The organism is Microbispora sp. H10670, from assembly GCF_014161385.1.
Classification (GTDB): Bacteria; Actinomycetota; Actinomycetes; order Streptosporangiales; family Streptosporangiaceae; genus Microbispora; species Microbispora triticiradicis.
The window spans coordinates 179,667-196,634 of sequence record NZ_JABBWW010000006.1 but is presented as its reverse complement, the minus strand read 5'-3'; the positions used below and the strand labels follow the sequence as shown (position 1 = coordinate 196,634).

Here is a 16,968-nt window from a genome sequence, read left to right as displayed (position 1 = left end):
TCCGGCGCCTTTTCTCCCGGGCGGGGCCGCGGGAATCGCATCCGGCCGCCCGCCAGTCGCCAATGCTATGCGCGGACCCGCGCGAAGCCGGCGGGCCACATTGCGAACGAGCGTGAAAGGTGCGGATCGGATTTCTCAATATCCCGCAAATTCGGATGTGCGGCACGAGGAGGCCGGTAGCCGCTCATCACAATGACGCCATGACCAACGTATCCGTTGTGATCCCCTGCTACCGATCCGCCCGGACGCTGCCGGCCCTGGTGGAACGGCTTCTCGCCGTTCTGCCCACCGCCGCGGGCCTCTTCGAGGTCGTGCTCGTCGTGGACGGCTCGCCCGACGACACGTGGGAGGTGGCCCAGGGCCTCGCCGAGCGGCACGGCAGCGTCCGCGCCGTGCTGCTGGCCCGCAACTACGGGCAGCACAACGCCCTGGTCGCGGGCATCCGCTGCGCGCGCTACGAGGTCATGGTGACGATGGACGACGACCTGCAGCATCCGCCGGAGGAGATCCCCCGGCTCCTGGCGGGCCTGGAGCCCGGCCTCGACATCGTGTACGGCGTGCCGACCGGCGGGACGCACGGACGAATTCGCGATTTCGCCTCCAAATCCCTGAAATGTAGTCTTTCCGGGCGGTTCGGCGCGGAAAACGGCGCGGACATCTCCGCGTTCCGCGCCTTCCGGAGTTTTCTGCGGGAGTCGCTGGACGGCGTCGGGGGTCCGCACACGCAGATCGACATCGCCTTCTCGTGGGCGACCACCCGGGTCGGCACCGTACCGGTACGGATGGACAGCCGGCACGCCGGCCGCTCCAACTACACGCCCGCGATGCTCGTCCGCCACGCGATCGGCGTGTTCGTCGGCTACAGCACGCTCCCGCTGCGCCTGGTGACCTATTTCGGCCTGCTGACCGGAGCGTTCGGCATCGTCCTGCTGACGGTCTTCCTCTGGACGTACTGGTCGGGCGACAGCACCGTCAAGGGCTTCACCTCGACCGCGTCGATGATCGCGTTGTTCGCGTCCGCCCAGATGATCGCGCTCGGCATCATCGGGGAGTATCTCGGCCGGATCCACGTCGAGAGGATGGGACGCCCCACCTACATCGTCCGCAGCCGGGCCGAGAGCGGCGCGGCGCAGCCGATGACGGTGACGGGCGGCCCGGAGGGGTGGAGCGCGTGAAGCGGGTCGCCGTCGTGCAGTCGAACTACATCCCCTGGAAGGGGTACTTCGACCTGATCGCCCACGTCGACGAGTTCATCCTGTTCGACGACGTGCAGTACACCGACAGGGACTGGCGCAACCGCAACCTGGTCAAGACGGCTGCCGGTCCGAAGTGGCTGTCCGTCCCGGTACGGCGGGGCCCGCGCGGCCGCCTGATCAACGAGGTGGTCGCGAGCGACCCGGACTGGCCCCGCGCGCACTGGCTCCTGCTCGCGCAGACCTACCGCAAGGCTCCCTGCTTCGAGACGGTCGCGCCGGCGATCGAACGGCTCTACCTCGGCTGCCGCCACGACCGGTTGTCGGACATCAACCGGCACTTCCTCGAAGGGCTGCTGGGCCTGCTCGGCATCCCGGCGCAGCTGACCCGCGCCGAGGACTACGCCGCGACGGGCGCCAGGACCGAGCGGCTCGTGGACCTGTGCCGCAAGGCGGGCGCCGACGAGTACCTCACCGGCCCGGCCGCCCGCGCCTACCTGGACGAGGGCCTCTTCGACCGGGCCGGGATCGGGGTCCGGTGGTTCGACTACTCCGGCTATCCGGAGTATCCGCAGGCGCACCCGCCGTTCGACCACCACGTCAGCGTGCTCGACCTGATCTTCAACACCGGGCCCGCCGCCGCCCGGTATCTCAAGAGCGCTCAGCGCCCCGCGGCCGGGCCGGCGATCTCGTAGACGGCGAAGTCCCCGGAGCGGAACCGCAGGGCGGCGGCGTCTCCGAGCCTCGCGCCGGGGACCGTCAGCCGCTCGTCCGCGAACAGCCAGCGCACCCCGCGACGGTCCCGCAGCGACCGGGCAGCCCGCGCCGAGGGCGCGGCGAACAGCGCCTCGTTCGCCCGGAGCCGCTCGCGGTCCCAGAACGGCAGATACCAGAGCACCTGGCCCGGACTCCACCGGTCCAGGTTCGCCGTCGCGTACGCCCATCCCTCGACGAGCACCCGCCGCTCGGTCAGCGCCGACACCCAGGCCGCGCGGCTGTCGCAGGGGCCGTCGACGCCGAGACGGCAGTGCAGGTTCGTCGCGACGACGTCGCCGGGGCGGGAATGGTCGCGCAGCCACCGCGCGGCGGTGACGATGCCCCGCGGCATCGCCTGGGCCCGCACCGCGCGGCCGGCGTCCTCCGACGCGACCACCGGGGCCTTGTACGTCACCGGAAGGACCCGGGTGAACCAGGCGGCCGGCGCGGCGAACGCCGAGGTAACCACGAGCGTGAGAGCCAACGGGGGCAGCGCGGCGCGCCGAGCGGCGGCCAGCGCGACCGCCGTCAGCGCCACGAAGGCCAGCAGGGCGGCGTACGGCAGGGCGAGCACGCCGAGCGGCTCGCCGCCGGGCAGCGGGACCCGCACGTCGCACAGGATCCGGATGCAGTAGGCGGCGACGGCTCCGGCGACGGCGGCGCACACGACGGACAGCGGCGACGTCCCCGGCCCCCGCAGGACGGTGACGAGCCCGTAGACCGAGACGATCGCCAGATAGGGATAGGGCGCCTGGAGGAAGTAGATCTCCGACAGGCCGGGATGCCCGAAGCAGAGCGCCACGCCCAGCCCGGCCAAACTCATGCCGAGGGTCAGCACGACGGCGGGCCGGGCGAGCGCCCGGGGCCGGGTGAGCAGGCCGAGCGTCCCGCACCAGGCGACGGCTCCGGACAGGACGCACAGGAGGGTGAGCCCGAGGACCGTGGCCACCGGCCCCGCGAGCGGCTTCCCGTCGCCGGTCACGCCGCCCCACGTCACGCGCATCAGGGACAGCGGGGCGGCCGTCGTTCCCCCGCGCACACCGCCGTACAGGACGAACTGGGCGAAGAGCAGGCAGGCCGCGCTCATGCCCAGCGCGACCAGGGCCGGGCCGTCCGGGCGGCGGCGCCGCACCGTCCCGGCGACGGCCACCGCCGCGAGGCCCGCCGTGAGCAGGGGCAGGTACGTCGCCTTGGCTCCCAAGACGGCGGCCAGGAAGATCCCGAGCAGGAGCCACTCGCGCGGGTCCCGCCGCCGGTTCTGCAGCGGCCGCCGGTTCTCCAGCAGATCGCTCAGCAGGAGGAAGACCGGGACGAACAGCAGTGCGCCGAAGGTCTGCGTGGGGCTCGACCAGGACTGGACCGGTTTCCAGACCAGCGCCCCGCCGACCGGGCCGATGTAGAGGTTCGGCGCCGCGACGAGGAAGACGGCGGCCAGGGCGGCCAGGGCTCCGGCCCGCGACCCGATCACGCGCCGGGCGGCCAGGCCCAGCAGGACCACGAGCGCGGCGATCATCGGCAGCATGCCGAGGCGGAACAGCAGGACCAGCGGCTCCACGCCGGTCACCCAGCTCGCCGCCGCGTAGTGGGCGTAGACGAACCAGTGGTACGGCAGGGGCTCCCCGGCGACGATCGGCATCGTCGGGGGCACGTGGTGCCGCAGCTCGCCGATGAACGCCAGGTGGAGGGGCATGTCGGGGTACGACGCCCCGAGCGCCGGCCAGGTGAGGGCCTGCGTGCGGAAGAAGGTGACCGCGCTCCAGACCACCAGGTAGGCGACGACGAGGGCCAGCGACCAGGACCACCAGATCGGCGACCGGGCCGTGGCGGGGGCGCTTCGCCAGTGCCGCCGCAGGCGGGGCACGAAGAGGAAGGCCGCGTACGTCGCGACCGGCCAGGCGAGGACGAGCAGCGGCGCCCCCACAGCCCTGGCCGCTACGTAGGCGAACACCTCCAGCGCGTATCCGAGGGCCAGCCCGAGCGCGACCTCCTCGCCCCGGGAGCGGTCACCCCGGTAGAGGGCCCGGACCAGCAGCGTTCCCGGGACCGCGAGACAGACGACGACGTAGCCGCAGAAACGGGCCGTGTCGGAGACGCGGACGCCGTAGCGGCTCAGCGCGGCCGCCGTCAGCGCGAGCACCACGACGGCCGGCACCCATCTCACCAGCGTCCGCCGCGCCGTTGCGCCGTTCGCCGGCGCGTCGGCCATATGTTCCTGCGGCGATCCGAGCGGGCTCCGGGTCCGCGGGTTTCCCCCGGCCGCGCCTTCCGCGGCCGGATGGACCAGCGTTTTCTCATGCGATCGGGACGGGCCCGTCACAGGGATTTCCCGAGGCGAGGTGTCAGCCATGCGTGCGATTCTCGCGGCGGCGGCGGCGCGTATTCGCCCAAGACCTCGTTCCGGGCGGAGTCCTTGACATTCTTTTGCGGCGTCCCGCGCTACGGCCGGAGAACGCGGGAATGGAGAATCGCCTCAGAAAGACGCGGGACGGTGCGCCCGCACGACCAGGGTGACCCCCGGAAGCGATCTGACGGGGAGATATCTCTCCGCCGCGACCACGGCGCCCAGCCCCAGGTTGACCAGGCGCGGCACGTCCGTGACGTCGGAGCCGCCGATGCGCTTCCTGCGCCAGGCCACGATCGGCCGCATCAGCACGTTCCAGCTCCACATGCGGTCGACGACCAGCCCTGCCCCGCGCAGCAGCGCGGCCAGCTCCTCCCGGGCGTACCGGCGGAAGTGGCACGATGCCACGTCGTGCGCCGACCACAGGGCCATGTCGCACGGCACCGTGATCAGCGCCCGGCCACCCGGCCGCAGCACGCGCACCAGCTCGCGGGCGGCCGTGTGGTCGTCCTCGATGTGCTCCAGCACGTCGAACGCGAGCACGAGGCCGAAGGACTCACCAGGCAGCGGCAGGTCGCACGCGTCGGCGTGGATCGCCCGCAGGCCCCGCCGTACGGCCAGCTCGACCGCGGTCTCGGAGTAGTCGGCCGCCAGCGCGTCCCACCCGTGCTCGACCAGCACGCGGGTGTTGCCGCCGCCCGCGGCGCCGATGTCGAGCGCCCTGCCGGGCGGCCCGAGCCGCCTCAGCTCCCGGGCGAGCATGGTGCGCCGCTCCCGATACCACCAGTGCCGGTCCTCCAGCTCGACCGTACGGCGGATGTCAGTGGCCTCCATGAGCAGCCTTTCTAGTGATCAGTTCTTACGCCGGGACGGAAACGTCCAGAGTCTGTGCGCCAGGTAGCCCAGCGGCACGTTCACGACGATGACCAGCGCCTGCGCCACCATGATCGGCATCCCGGCGAGCTCCACCAGGAGTGGAACGCCGATGACCGACGCCGCCAGGAAGCCCAGCCCGACGGCGTAGAACCGCAGGTGGCCCAGCACCCAGGACGATCCGGACACGCGGAAGACCATCAGCCGATACCACGGATAGACGACGACCGAGGCGACGAACTGGCTGGTCACGATCAGGAGGAGGTACGGGACCCGGTGCCCGAGCGCGGCCAGTTCAGCGCCGAGGATCGCGTAGTACACCACGGCCGACAGCGCGCCGCCGCCCAGGTAGAGCAGGCGCCGCCGGTCGAGCGTCGCGGACAGGACCCGCCGCGCGAGGTGAAGGAGCCTCGCGGGCCGGCCGCCGTAGGCCGCGGACGGCCGGGGAGCGTGACCCGGACCCGGGCCGAGGGCGGGTCCCGGAGCCGATCCCGGAGCGGGCCCCGGCGCGAACCCGGCCGTGTTCCGGCGCACCGTCAGCGCACCTCGTAGCCGCGTACCGCGTCGACGACACGAGCCGCGCCGGCCTCGCCGAGACCCGCGAACAGCGGCAGCCGCACGAGCCGGTCCGCGACGTTCTCGGTGACCGGGCAGCCGCCGGGGGCAGCCCTGCCGTGCCGCGGACCGGCCGGAGAGCTGTGCAGCGGCTGGTAGTGGAACGCCGCCTGCACGCCGTGCGCCGCGAGGTGGGCGATGAACGCCTGCCGGTTGCGCAGGTCGGGCAGGAGCAGGTGGTAGAGGTGCGCCGGATGCTCGCGGTCGCCGGGGACCGCCGGCTGCGCCACCCCGTTCTCGGCCGCCCACTCCGCAAGACTCTCGTGATACTCGTGCCACACCGCCTGGCGCAGCCGCTGGATCGCGTCGAACGACTCCAGCTGGGCGGTCAGCATGGCGGCGAGGACGTCCGAGGGCAGGTAGCTCGACCCGATGTCGACCCACTGGTACTTGTCGACCTGTCCCCGGAAGAACCGGCTGCGGTCGGTGCCCTTCTCGCGGATGATCTCGGCGCGCGCGGCGAGGGCGGCGTCGTTCACGAGCAGGGCGCCCCCCTCCCCGCACTGCACGTTCTTCGTCGCGTGGAAGCTCTGCGTCGCCATGAGCCCGAACGACCCGAGGGGCCGGCCCCGGTAGAGCCCGCCCAGCCCGTGCGCGTTGTCCTCGACCAGGGCCAGGCCGTGACGTCGCGTCACCGCGCCGATCGCGTCCATCTCACAGCCCACCCCGGCGTAGTGGACGACCACCACGGCCCTGGTCCGCTCGGTGATCGCGGCCTCGATCAGGCGTTCGTCGATGTTCAGGGTGTCCGGCCGGCAGTCCACGAACACCGGCACCGCCCCGCGCAGGGCGTAGGCGTTGGCGGTCGACACGAACGTGAACGACGGCATGAGGACCTCGTCCCCGGGCCGCAGGTCCAGCAGGATCGCCGACATCTCCAGGGCGTGCGTGCACGAGGTCGTCAGCAGGGCGCGGCCGGCGCCGGTCAGTTCGCACAGAAGCCGGCCGGCCCGCTCGGTGAACGGCCCGTCCCCGCAGGTGAACCCCTGGCGTACCGCCTCCGAGAGGTAGGCGAGCTCGTTGTCCGCCACGTGGGTCCGGTTGAAGGGGACGGCCTTCGGGCTGGTTGTGCTCACCGCCGTAGTGAACAACGGCCCCGCGTCCCCGCCCCGCCGCCGCCGCGCGTGGTTGGCGAATGATGGCGCAACCCTTACGGCGGCGGGGCCGGAGGTCAGCCGTTCTACCGCGCGTTGACGACCTGCACCACCTCGTTGGAGGTGCTGGGCGCGAAGCGCACCCACGCCTCGGCCTGCGCAGTGAGACCGCCGAGGTAGACGGCGGTGATGTGGTGCTCCCCCACCGACAGCGCCGAGGTGGTGAACGTGGCGGGCGTGTCGGCGCCGGTCTGCATGCCCGAGCCGATGACGACGCCGTCGTCCTTGAAGACCACCCTTCCCGCGGGCGCCAGCGTGCCGCTGCGGGGGCGGACCCGCGCGGTGAACGTGACCGGGAACTTCGCCTGGGAGGGGTTGGGCGAGGAGGTCAGCTGGGTCGTGGTGCCGGGGTCGAACGGCAGCGTGACGCGGGTCGGCGGCGGGACGATCGCGTCGACCTCGTTCGCGCGGTCCATTCCGTTGTCCGCCTCGGTGGTGCCCTCGATCGTGACCGTGTTGTCGAGCAGGAGGGTCCGGCCGTCGACGACGGCGCCCTCCGTGACCTTGATCGAGCCGCGGGCCAGGACGGTGCCGCGGAAGGTGGAGTACGTCCCGAGGACGGCGCCCTCGGTGGCCTGCCAGAAGACGTTGTCCGCCTGCGCTCCGCCCGTCAGCACGATGTTGCTGACCCTGGCCGTGGTCAGCGTGGCCGCGCGGAAGACGAAGACCGCGTCCGGGTTCCCCCCGGCGTCGACGGTGAGCGTGCCGTCGATGCGAAACGTCCCGTCCGCCGAGTCGTAGACGCCGGGGGTCCTGCGGGTGCCGCCGAGCTCGGCGGGCACGGTGACGGCGGGGCCCCGGGCCGAGATGTCGTCGTACGCGGCGGTCGCGTCGGCCATCACCTGCGCCGCCTCGGCGTCACCGGCGTGCACGTCCCCCTCGATCACGCCCGGCGGGAAACCGGTGACGGCGGTGCCGGGGCTGACGTCGACGTCCCCGGTTATCAGGGTCGCGTTCGCGCTGATGACCGTGCCCGCCGCGAGCACCGCGGTGTGCTCGGCGGCGCCGAGGTCCACCGGGGGCTGGTCCGCGCTCGCGCGGCCGTCCGTCACGACGAGGACGCCCGCTATCAGGGCCGCGACGAGGGCCCCGGCAAGGGCCGCGTACAACCACACCGCGGTGGCGCCGCGTGGGAGAAACCGGCGGTGACCGGCGACTGCCGCCATGAGAGGACTCCTCCTTCTCTCGGGGATCCGGCCCTGCCGCGTGGCCGTCCCGGACGGGACGATCGGCGCGGTGGCCTGCCCGCGCGTAAGCATTGGGTAAGGGACCGGCGGGGACACGGCCGGACACCGGGCCTGGGCGTTTCGTTGCCCGTTCTTTGCCCGGTGCCGGCCGTTCGTTCAGCTCTGCTGGAACACGACGTCGACCCAGTAGTTCGACGCGCGGAAGGTGCTGGACGGGAAGGTGTCGGTCGGACTGTAGGCGTACACCCCGTTGCCGCCCGACGCGCCGTCGGCGGGCGCGGTCAGCGGCCCGTTGGTGTACGCGGAGGTGAAGTACGGCCTGGTCACCGAGTAGCGCCCCGAGGTGTGGTACGAGACCACGTAGGTGGTGCCCGCGGTGATCGCGACGGGGTCGGGGAAGTCGGCCTGCTGCCATCCGGAGGCGGTCTCGTTCGTGAAGGTCGTGGTCGCCAGCTGCGTGCCGCCGGAGGTCCACAGGCTTCCGATGTGGGTGCCGGTGTTCAGCGGGCCCTTGTAGAACCGGACGCCGGTGACCAGGCCGCCGGTCGCGGAGGTGAACTTCACGCCGAGCACCGCGTCCTGGGTGTCGGGCTGGTTGGCGACCGCGGGGGTCGCGGTGTTGTCCCAGAGCGTCTGCGCGGCAGTGAACATCACGTCGACCCAGTAGTTCGACGCCCGGTAGTTGCCGGTCGGGAAGGTGTCGGTGGCGCTGTAGGCGAACACCCCGTTGCCGCCCGAAGGGCCGTCCGCGGGCGCGGTGAGCGGGCCGTTGGTGTAAGCGGAGGTGAAGTAGGGCCGGTTCAGCGCGTAGAAGCCGGACGTGGTGTGGTACGAGGCGATGTACGTGGTGCCGGAGCTGATGGCGACGGGGTTGGGGAAGTCCATCCGCTGCCAGCCGGTCGCGGTCTCGTTCGTGAAGGTCACGGTGGCGAGCTTCTGGCCGCCGGCCGTCCATAAGCTGCCGGTGTGGGTGCCGGTGTTCAGCGGGCCCTTGTAGAACCGGATGCCGGTGACGACGCCGTCCACCGCCGACTGGAACTTCACGCCGACCACCACGGCCTGCGGGTCGTTGCGCGACGCCTGGTCGGGAGTCACGCTGTCACTCCACAGGCTGACGCTCGACACGCTCTGCACCAGTTCGGGCGAGGTGCTCGGGGCGAAGTGGATGACCTGCTCGCCGTCGAAGGTGTCGCCGCCGAGGTAGACGGCCGTGATGCGGTGCTGCCCGGCGGTGAGGCTCGACGTGGTGAGCCTGGCGGGATGCCCGTCGTCGTGGTAGTCCGTGCCGATGACCGTCGTCCCGTCCTTGAACGCCACGTAGCCCGCGGGGACGATCGACCCAGACTGCGCCTGGACGTTGGCCGTGAAGGTCACCGCGTTCCCCGTGTTCGACGGGTTGAGCGAGGAGGTCAGGCTCGTGGTCGTGGGCGGGTTGTTCGGCACCGTCACGCGGGTGGCCGGGAGGCTCATCGTGCCCTGCAGGCCGATCGTGTTGTTCAGCGAGAACAGCCGTCCGAACACGGCGGCGCCCGGACTCACCGACACCGCGCCGGAGGCGAGCACGTTCCCCCGGAAGGTGCAGAACGTGCCCAGCGACGCGGTGCTCGTGAGCTGCCAGTACACGTTGTCCTCCTGGGCGCCGTTCACCAGGGCGATGTTGCTCACGCCGCCGGCGGTGAGGGTGGTGCCCCGGAAGACGAAGACGGCGTCGGGGTCGGCCTGCGCGTCGAGCGTGAGCGTGCCGTTGATGGTGAAGGGGCCGCCGGTGGAGTCGTAGACGCCGGGGGTCCTGGTCGTTCCGCCGAGGGCGGGCGGGATCGTGGCGTTCGAGGACATGGCCGTGATGGCGTTGTACGCGTCGGTCACGTCGGCCTTCGCGCCGGCGGCGGCGGCCCCGGTCCGGATGGAGCCGCTCACGGTGCCCGGCGGGAAGCCGGTCACCGTGGTCCCCGGGCTGACCCCGAGATCCCCGGTGATCGAGGTGATGTTGGTGTTCGTCACCGACGTCCCCGCCAGCACCGCGTACGTGTCCGCGTCGCCGAGCGTCAGGGACGGGTCGGCGCTCGCGCCGCCGGGGACCGCGACCCCCGGTGCGAGCATGGCGAACAGAGCCGTGAGGACGGCCGGGAGGCGGCGCCGTAGGGTTCCGCCCGCGCCGGGACGGCGTCCGCGACCCGTTTTCCGTACGGCGGGCTCCCGCCCGCGTTTCATCGCATTTGCATTCATTTCCTGACCTTTCTCGCATAATCGGGCGAATGCCACATGACCCTGCGCGCCGCAGCGGGACTTTCTATACGAACCGGCTCACGGAGCCGAGAGATGCGACGCGCAAACGATGACGCGAGGAAGGTCGCTACGGAATGGATGATTGCCGCGCCGATAAACAGGATCTATATGCGGACGAAAAAGATCTACGAAATGACCGCTCGGGTTGGATGGTACCTCCGGGCCTTCGGAGTTTCCATACGGTCCACTCCTTTTGCTACGCCCGGCTCCGCTTTCATCGCATTTCCCGATAGGCGATGGGCTCTTTTGCGCCGGGCGTTTCCGGCCGCCCTGCGGTCGGCCGTGCGGTAGAGCCGGGCGGTGGGCCGGGCGGGAACTCCGCCCGGCGCCGGACGGTCAGGACAGGACGGTGAACGGACGGCAGTTGCCCGGCCAGGCCGGGACGCCGCCGGTGCCCGGGGCCGGGAAGACCGTGCACCGGGTCTGCGCCACCTGATCGGCGGTGGCCACGGTCACGTACAGGTCGTCGCCCGTGCCCGCGAGTTCGGCGTCGACCGAGGCGGCCAGCACGCCGGCGGGGTAGCCCGCGACGTGGGACAGGTCGTACCAGGTGTTCGTGCGGGGATCCCGGACCAGCGTCCGGCCGTCACCGGGCACCCGGCCGAGGAACGTCAGGAGCGATCCGGGATTGCCGACGAACGAGCTCGAGTCCACGCTCGTCGTGGGGCCGGCGGGCCCGGGCAGCCCCTGCGGACCCGCCTCCCCCTCCGGTCCGGCCGGTCCCCGCGCTCCGGCGGGCCCGGGCGGCCCCTCCGGGCCGGCCTTCCCCTCGGGTCCAGCGGGTCCTTCGGCCCCTTCCGCTCCTGCGGGTCCTTCCGGTCCTTCGGGCCCCACGGGGCCTTCCGGTCCGGGTGGCCCCTGCGGCCCACGCTCGCCGGTCTCCCCCGCGGGTGCGGCCACACCTCGCTCCCCGGACGAGCCGGACGGGGCGAACGGGACGAACGGACCGGCGGGGCCGCCCGCTCCGGACAGCCAGGGCGGCGCGGACGGCAACGGCCAGATGGCGCGGCCCGAGTCGCGGGACCCGCCGTCGTCGTCCCACAGGGGCACGACTCCCGCGGGTCCGGCCGGCCGGACCGGCGCGGCGGCCCCCGTCCCACCCGAAACGGCCCCCGCCCCACCCGGAGGCGCGGGCCGCGAAGCGGCCGCGGGGCCGTCTCCTCCGGCCGCGTCGTCCCAGGACCAGGGCGGCGCGGCGGTCACGGCGCCGGCCCCTCCCCGCGCGCCTGCCCCGTTCGTCGCGCGTGCGCCGCGCGGCGTGCACGGCCGCTTCCTCGCCTTCTTCACGCCGCGATCCGCCGGACCGTGCGGACGCCCGGGGGCGCATTCCGTGTCCGTCTTCGGCCCTCGCGGGCCGTGGCTCGCGGACGCGGTCCCGCCCGCCGCGAAGCGCGCGACCCCCGCGCCGGCCGGGGCGGCCAGGCCGGCCGGGGCGGCCGGCGCCACACCTCCGCCGGCGACCACGCCGGAGACCACCGTGGCGACCACGGTGGCTCCCACGGTGGCTCCCACGGCGCCTCTCACGGTGGCTCCGACAGCGACTCCCACACCGGCGACGGCACGCCGCAGTGCGCCCGCCCCGATGGGCGACCGCGACGTCGCTCCACTTTCCCGGTTCACGCGAACCCGTCCTTCCAGCGAGAAATCCAGCTTCTGACGCCCGCTCCCGGGCCGCCGCGATATCCCGGCCAAATCTTTCCCCGGGTAAACCGCAGCACGGGTGTTCCGGCGGCCGTGCGGCGGGAGGCGTGCCGATTCCACACCCATTCCCTGTCCTGCTCTTCCACGGCGCTTTACCCGGGCGCGTGCCGGCGGCGCCAACCGGGCGCGCGAAATGCGAGACGGTGTCCGCCCTGCCGGGAACTCTCCGCTTCCGCGCATGCCGCCGGGCGATATTCGGTCCCCGCTAGCCTTCGCTAGCCGTCCTCACCTTAAGGCGTTCCGCCGCGCGAACCAGAGGTTGTACATGCCAGGCGAATGGAAAACAATCGGCGTTGCCCGGAAAACAGGATTTCCCCGCACCGCGCGTATCTTCGGCACCATGCTGACGGCCGCGGCCGTTCTGCTCGCCACCGCCTGGGCTCCGGCGCCCGCCGAAGACCTGGACCAAGGTGACGTGAGGATCGTAAGCACGGGCCCCTCCGGCTCGCCGCAGGGCACGCCCACCCCCGACGCCAAGGTTTCCCCCGGTGGTTCCACAGGCGCTTCCACAGGTGCCGCCGCGGACGGTCACGCCCCGGCGACCCCCACCCCGCCCGGCATACCCGGCACGCCCGGCGGCCCCGCCGGACCCGTGGCGCCCGGGACCGTGCAGGCGGCCGAGGCGAGCCCCACGGCGGACACGCGGGCCGCACGCCTCGGCGGCTGGAGGCACCTGCGGCTCGGCCACCGCCGGGCGTCCCGTCAGACCTGCCCGCCGACGTCGATCATCTGCATCGAGAACAGCCTGCCGGGCAGTCCGCCCTCCGAATGGGACGTGCCCGGTGCGGGCAGCCCGGCGATCACCGGTTACGCCACCCAGATGAGCGTCAACGCGGGACAGACCCAGCAGTTCAAGGTGAACGCCCCCTCGATCACCTCCTACCGGATCGACATCTACCGGGTCGGCTACTACAGCGGCCTGGGCGCGCGGAAGATCGCCACCGTCAACCCCTCGGTCCCGCTGCCGCAGTCGCAGCCGGCCTGCCTCAACAACACGGCGACGGGACTGGTGGACTGCGGCAACTGGAGCGTCTCGGCGTCCTGGGCCGTCCCGGCCGACACGGTCTCCGGCGTCTACCTCGCGAACTTCGTCCGCACGGACGGCACCAGCGGAGTCAGCCAGAACATCTTCGTCGTCAGGAACGACGCGCGTAACTCCGACATCCTCGTGCAGACCTCCGACGCGACCTGGCAGGCGTACAACACCTACGGAGGCAACAGCCTGTACAAGGGCCTTCCCGTGGGCCGCGCCTTCAAGGTCAGTTACAACCGCCCGGTCATCACCCGCGCCGGATGGCCGGAGACCTATTTCTTCAACGCCGAATACCCGATGATCAGATGGCTGGAGTCGAACAGCTACGACGTGAGCTACACCAGCAGCGTCGACACGGTGACCAGCGGCGCGCAACTTCTCAACCACAAGGTGCTCTTCTCCTCCGGCCACGACGAGTACTGGTCGCAGGAGACACGCGACAACGTCATCAACGCCAAGAACAAGGGCGTCAACATCGCCTTCTTCACCGGCAACGAGATGTTCTGGAAGACGAGGTGGGAGAGCAGCATCGACCCCTCGGCGACCCCGAACCGGACGATGGTCTGCTACAAGGAGACCGTCGCCAACATGAAGATCGATCCGAGTCCCACCTGGACCGGGACGTGGCGGGACCCGCGTTTCGCCCAGCCGCCCAACGGCGGCTATCCGGAGAACGCCCTGACCGGGACGCTCTTCATGATCAACGGAAACGTCAACAACGCGATCACCGTTCCGGCGGAGTACGCCCCGATGCGCCTGTGGCGCAACACCTCGGTCGCGAACCTGCAGCCCGGGCAGGTCGCCACCTTCCCCAACGGGACGCTCGGCTACGAGTGGGACGAGGCGCCGGACAACAGCTTCGCTCCAGCGGGGCTGGTGCTGCTCTCCCGCACCACCCTGGCCAGCCCGAACAAGTTCCTGCTCGACTTCGGCGCGACCTACGGCGCCGGGGTCGCCACGCACAGCCTCGTCCTCTACCGCGACCCGAGCGGCGCGTACGTCTTCGGCGCGGGGACCATCCAGTGGTCGTGGGGGCTGGACGCCGTCCACGACCGGCCGGGCACGCCGACCGACATCCGGATGCAGCAGGCGACGGTCAACCTGCTCGCCGACATGCGGACGCAGCCGGCCACCCTGCAGGCGGGCCTGGTGCCGGCCACGCCGTCGGCCGACACCGCTCCCCCGACCTCGACGATCACCACCCCGTCGAGCGGCGCCTCGGTGCCCGGCGGCACCACCGTGACGGTCGCCGGGACCGCCTCCGACACCGGAGGCGGCGTCGTGGCGGGGGTCGAGGTGTCGGTCGACGGCGGCACCACGTGGCATCGGGCGACCGGCCGGACCAACTGGCAGTACGCGTGGACGACGACCAGCAACCAGGGCCCGGTCACGATCAGGTCCCGGGCCGTCGACGACATCGGCAACGTCCAGCGGACCCCGGCCGGCAGATCGGTGACCGTCAACGCGGGATGCCCCTGCTCCATCTGGTCCCCGGACACCGTGCCCGCCACCATCACCAAGGACGACAGACAGCCCGTCGAGGTCGGCGTCCGGTTCCGGGTCCGGAGCCCCGGCTACATCTCCGGGATCAGGTTCTACAAGGGCCCGCTGAACACCGGCACGCACGTCGGCAGCCTGTGGACCAACACCGGACAGCTGCTGGCGCAGGCGACCTTCACCAGCGAGACGGCGAGCGGGTGGCAACAGGTGAACTTCTCGACGCCCGTCCCGGTGAACAACGACGTCAGCTACGTCGCCTCCTACCACACCAACACCGGGAACTACTCGGTCAACCGGGACTACTTCGTCACGCAGTACTCCAACGGCCTCATCACCGGTCTGGCGGACGGCGCGGACGGCGGCAACGGGCTCTACACCTACAGCAAGACGAGCACGTTCCCGACCAGCACCTACCGGGCCAGCAACGCCTGGGTCGACGTGGTCTACTCGCAGGCGACCACGCTGTGGGACGAGTCGGCGACACCGGACATCATCGCCCAGCCCGACACCAAGGCGGTCACGCTCGGCGTCAAGTTCCAGTCCTCCGTCTCGGGCGCCATCCGGGGGATCCGGTTCTACAAGAGCACCCAGAACACGGGTGTCCACGTCGGCAGCCTGTGGACCGTCGACGGGCAGTTGCTGGCGAACGTGACGTTCACCAACGAGACGCCGTCCGGGTGGCAGCAGGCCCTGTTCTCCACGCCTGTGAACATCACGCCGGGCACAACCTACATCGCGTCGTACTTCACGCCGACCGGGTTCTACGCGCTGGACCGGGACTACTTCACCACCCAGTACAGCCGCGGCCCGCTCACCGCCCCGTCCAGCACCGCGTCCGGAGGCAACGGGGTCTACGCCTACGCCGGGGCGAACACGTTCCCGACCGCCACCTACCGGGCCTCCAACTACTGGGTGGACGTGCTGTTCGACCCCGCGCAGATGCAGGCCGCCGCCCGCCGGGCCCTGCGCTACGGAGTGGACCGGGCGTACGGGAACCCGGTGCCGCTCTCGGTTCCGCGCTCGCTTCCGGGGCGACGGCCCGCGGCGCCGTACGCGCCGGCACCGTTCGTCCGCAGGAGCGGCCGGCCGCAGCACGGCACCGCACGGGCGCCGATGCTGGAGAGGCTCCGGTACCTGGTCCCCGGCCCGGCGAAGGACAGGAAAGGTCACCGGGCCAGATCGCGATCGATCACACGATCACGGTGACCCGTACCAGTCCTCGATGCGGGCCGCCACGAGCGGCCAGTCGAGGCCGGCGACGGCCGCCCTGGCGCGCCCGGTCATCCGGGCGCGGGCCTCGTCCCCGTCCAGCACCGACCGCAGGCAGGCGAGGAGGTCGTCGGCCGATCCGCTGCGGAACACGCGGTAGGCCTCGCGGTCCGCCACCACCGGGTCCAGCGTGGCGTCGGAGGAAACCACCACCGCGGCGCCCAGGGCGAGCGCCTCCAGCGCGGCCGTGGGCACGCCCTCCCCGACGGAGGAGAGTCTGCACGAGGAGAGCACGAACACCTGCGCCCGGCTCACCAGCCTGTAGACCTCGTCGCCGGGAAGGTGCCCGGTGAACTCGACGCCCCGCTCCGCGCTCGCCAGACGTTCGAGGCGGGCGCGCTCGGGCCCCTCGCCCACGATGACGAGGCGCATCCCGGGCCGCACGGCGCGCAGCCGGCGGAACGCCTCGATGGTCAGGGCGTGATTCTTGACCGGGACGAGGCTGCCCACGCTGACGATGAGCCCGGGTTCCGGGGTGGCCCGCGCCCGGAACGCCTCGAGCCGGGGCAGGTCCACTCCGCTGGAGATCGTGAGGATCGCGTGCGCGGGGACTCCGGCTCTGCGCAGGTCGGCCGTGGGCCGGGTGCCGAGCGCGGTGAATCCGGCGACGTGGCGGAAGGCCCAGGGCATGATCGCCCGGTGCCGCATCGCCAGCGCGCCGTGCACGGTGACCAGCAGCGGAACCCTCAGCCGCCGGGCGACCGGGCCGAGGAAGAGCGCTTCGCGGTGGTCCCCGTGCAGGTGCACGACGTCCAGCGGCCCCAGGCGCGGAAGCGCGCGGGCGCAGTCGACGGCGAACGCGAGGGGGTCCGACCTTCTGGCGACGGCGCGGGTCACACGGCTGCGCTCCGGCGTCACCGCCGCGACGCCTGGCGGGACCTCTCCGTGCCGGAGGGCCACCAGCACCTGGTGCCCCCGGAGCGCCTGCTCGTGGGCGACCCGCGCGGTGTGGCGTTCCTTGCCTCCCGGCTCCGGAGGCATCCGGTACGAGATATGGAGAATCCTCACGTCATCCTCTCCGATGGTTCCCGCGCCCGCCCTCGACGCCCGCGGGCGGGCT

General features: G+C 72.0%; 11 protein-coding genes. 3 read left to right on the top strand and 8 right to left on the bottom strand.

Going from position 1 to position 16,968, the window contains the following annotated elements; translation table 11 throughout:
• Positions 1 to 200 precede the first annotated feature (200 nt).
• Positions 201 to 1,175, top strand: a complete 975-nt coding sequence (locus HHX33_RS11515) for a glycosyltransferase family 2 protein (protein WP_182874565.1) — start codon at positions 201 to 203, stop codon at positions 1,173 to 1,175.
• Positions 1,172 to 1,888, top strand: coding sequence for a WbqC family protein (locus HHX33_RS11510; RefSeq protein ID WP_182874564.1), 717 nt, complete (start codon positions 1,172 to 1,174; stop codon positions 1,886 to 1,888). The genes HHX33_RS11515 and HHX33_RS11510 overlap by 4 nt, the downstream gene beginning before the upstream one ends.
• Here the strand turns inward: HHX33_RS11510 and HHX33_RS11505 are convergent.
• From HHX33_RS11505 to HHX33_RS11475, 7 genes are all read right to left on the bottom strand, one after another.
• Entirely contained in the window at positions 1,855 to 4,101 is a 2,247-nt protein-coding gene (locus HHX33_RS11505; RefSeq protein WP_182874563.1) for a hypothetical protein, read from the bottom strand. The two genes, HHX33_RS11510 and HHX33_RS11505, sit on opposite strands and share 34 nt — an antisense overlap.
• A gap of 318 nt (positions 4,102 to 4,419) precedes the next feature.
• The gene (locus tag HHX33_RS11500; RefSeq protein WP_182874562.1) at positions 4,420 to 5,124 is read right to left on the bottom strand and encodes a class I SAM-dependent methyltransferase; all 705 of its coding nucleotides are present in this window, start codon (positions 5,122 to 5,124) and stop codon (positions 4,420 to 4,422) included.
• 18 nt (positions 5,125 to 5,142) lie between these two features.
• Positions 5,143 to 5,697, bottom strand: coding sequence for a GtrA family protein (locus tag HHX33_RS11495; protein ID WP_182874561.1), 555 nt, complete (start codon positions 5,695 to 5,697; stop codon positions 5,143 to 5,145).
• A 2-nt stretch (positions 5,698 to 5,699) separates the two neighbouring features.
• Positions 5,700 to 6,854 (bottom strand): dTDP-4-amino-4,6-dideoxygalactose transaminase, encoded by a 1,155-nt coding sequence (rffA, locus tag HHX33_RS11490; RefSeq protein ID WP_182874560.1) that lies wholly within the window; start codon positions 6,852 to 6,854, stop codon positions 5,700 to 5,702.
• Between the two features lie 104 nt (positions 6,855 to 6,958).
• A complete protein-coding gene (locus HHX33_RS11485; RefSeq protein WP_182874559.1) occupies positions 6,959 to 8,098 on the bottom strand; it encodes an ice-binding family protein in 1,140 nt (379 codons plus the stop codon).
• 177 nt (positions 8,099 to 8,275) lie between these two features.
• On the bottom strand, positions 8,276 to 10,219 hold the full coding sequence (locus HHX33_RS11480) for a DUF4082 domain-containing protein (protein WP_182874558.1): 1,944 nt from the start codon (positions 10,217 to 10,219) through the stop codon (positions 8,276 to 8,278).
• A 522-nt stretch (positions 10,220 to 10,741) separates the two neighbouring features.
• Complete coding sequence (locus tag HHX33_RS11475; RefSeq protein ID WP_220501712.1) at positions 10,742 to 11,905, bottom strand: hypothetical protein; 1,164 nt, start codon at positions 11,903 to 11,905, stop codon at positions 10,742 to 10,744.
• A gap of 616 nt (positions 11,906 to 12,521) precedes the next feature.
• Here HHX33_RS11475 and HHX33_RS37140 point away from each other — a divergent pair.
• Positions 12,522 to 15,845, top strand: a complete 3,324-nt coding sequence (locus tag HHX33_RS37140; protein ID WP_310741312.1) for a DUF4082 domain-containing protein — start codon at positions 12,522 to 12,524, stop codon at positions 15,843 to 15,845.
• Here the strand turns inward: HHX33_RS37140 and HHX33_RS11465 are convergent.
• On the bottom strand, positions 15,837 to 16,916 hold the full coding sequence (locus HHX33_RS11465; RefSeq protein ID WP_182874555.1) for a glycosyltransferase family 4 protein: 1,080 nt from the start codon (positions 16,914 to 16,916) through the stop codon (positions 15,837 to 15,839). The two genes, HHX33_RS37140 and HHX33_RS11465, sit on opposite strands and share 9 nt — an antisense overlap.
• Positions 16,917 to 16,968: the final 52 nt, after the last annotated feature.

Coding starts and splice junctions, on each gene's coding strand:
- HHX33_RS11480 (WP_182874558.1), bottom strand. CDS start 10,219: ATGCTCGCACCGGGGGTCGCGGTCCCCGGCGGCGCGAGCGCCGACCCG.
- HHX33_RS11515 (WP_182874565.1), top strand. CDS start 201: ATGACCAACGTATCCGTTGTGATCCCCTGCTACCGATCCGCCCGGACG.
- HHX33_RS11485 (WP_182874559.1), bottom strand. CDS start 8,098: ATGGCGGCAGTCGCCGGTCACCGCCGGTTTCTCCCACGCGGCGCCACC.
- HHX33_RS11500 (WP_182874562.1), bottom strand. CDS start 5,124: ATGGAGGCCACTGACATCCGCCGTACGGTCGAGCTGGAGGACCGGCAC.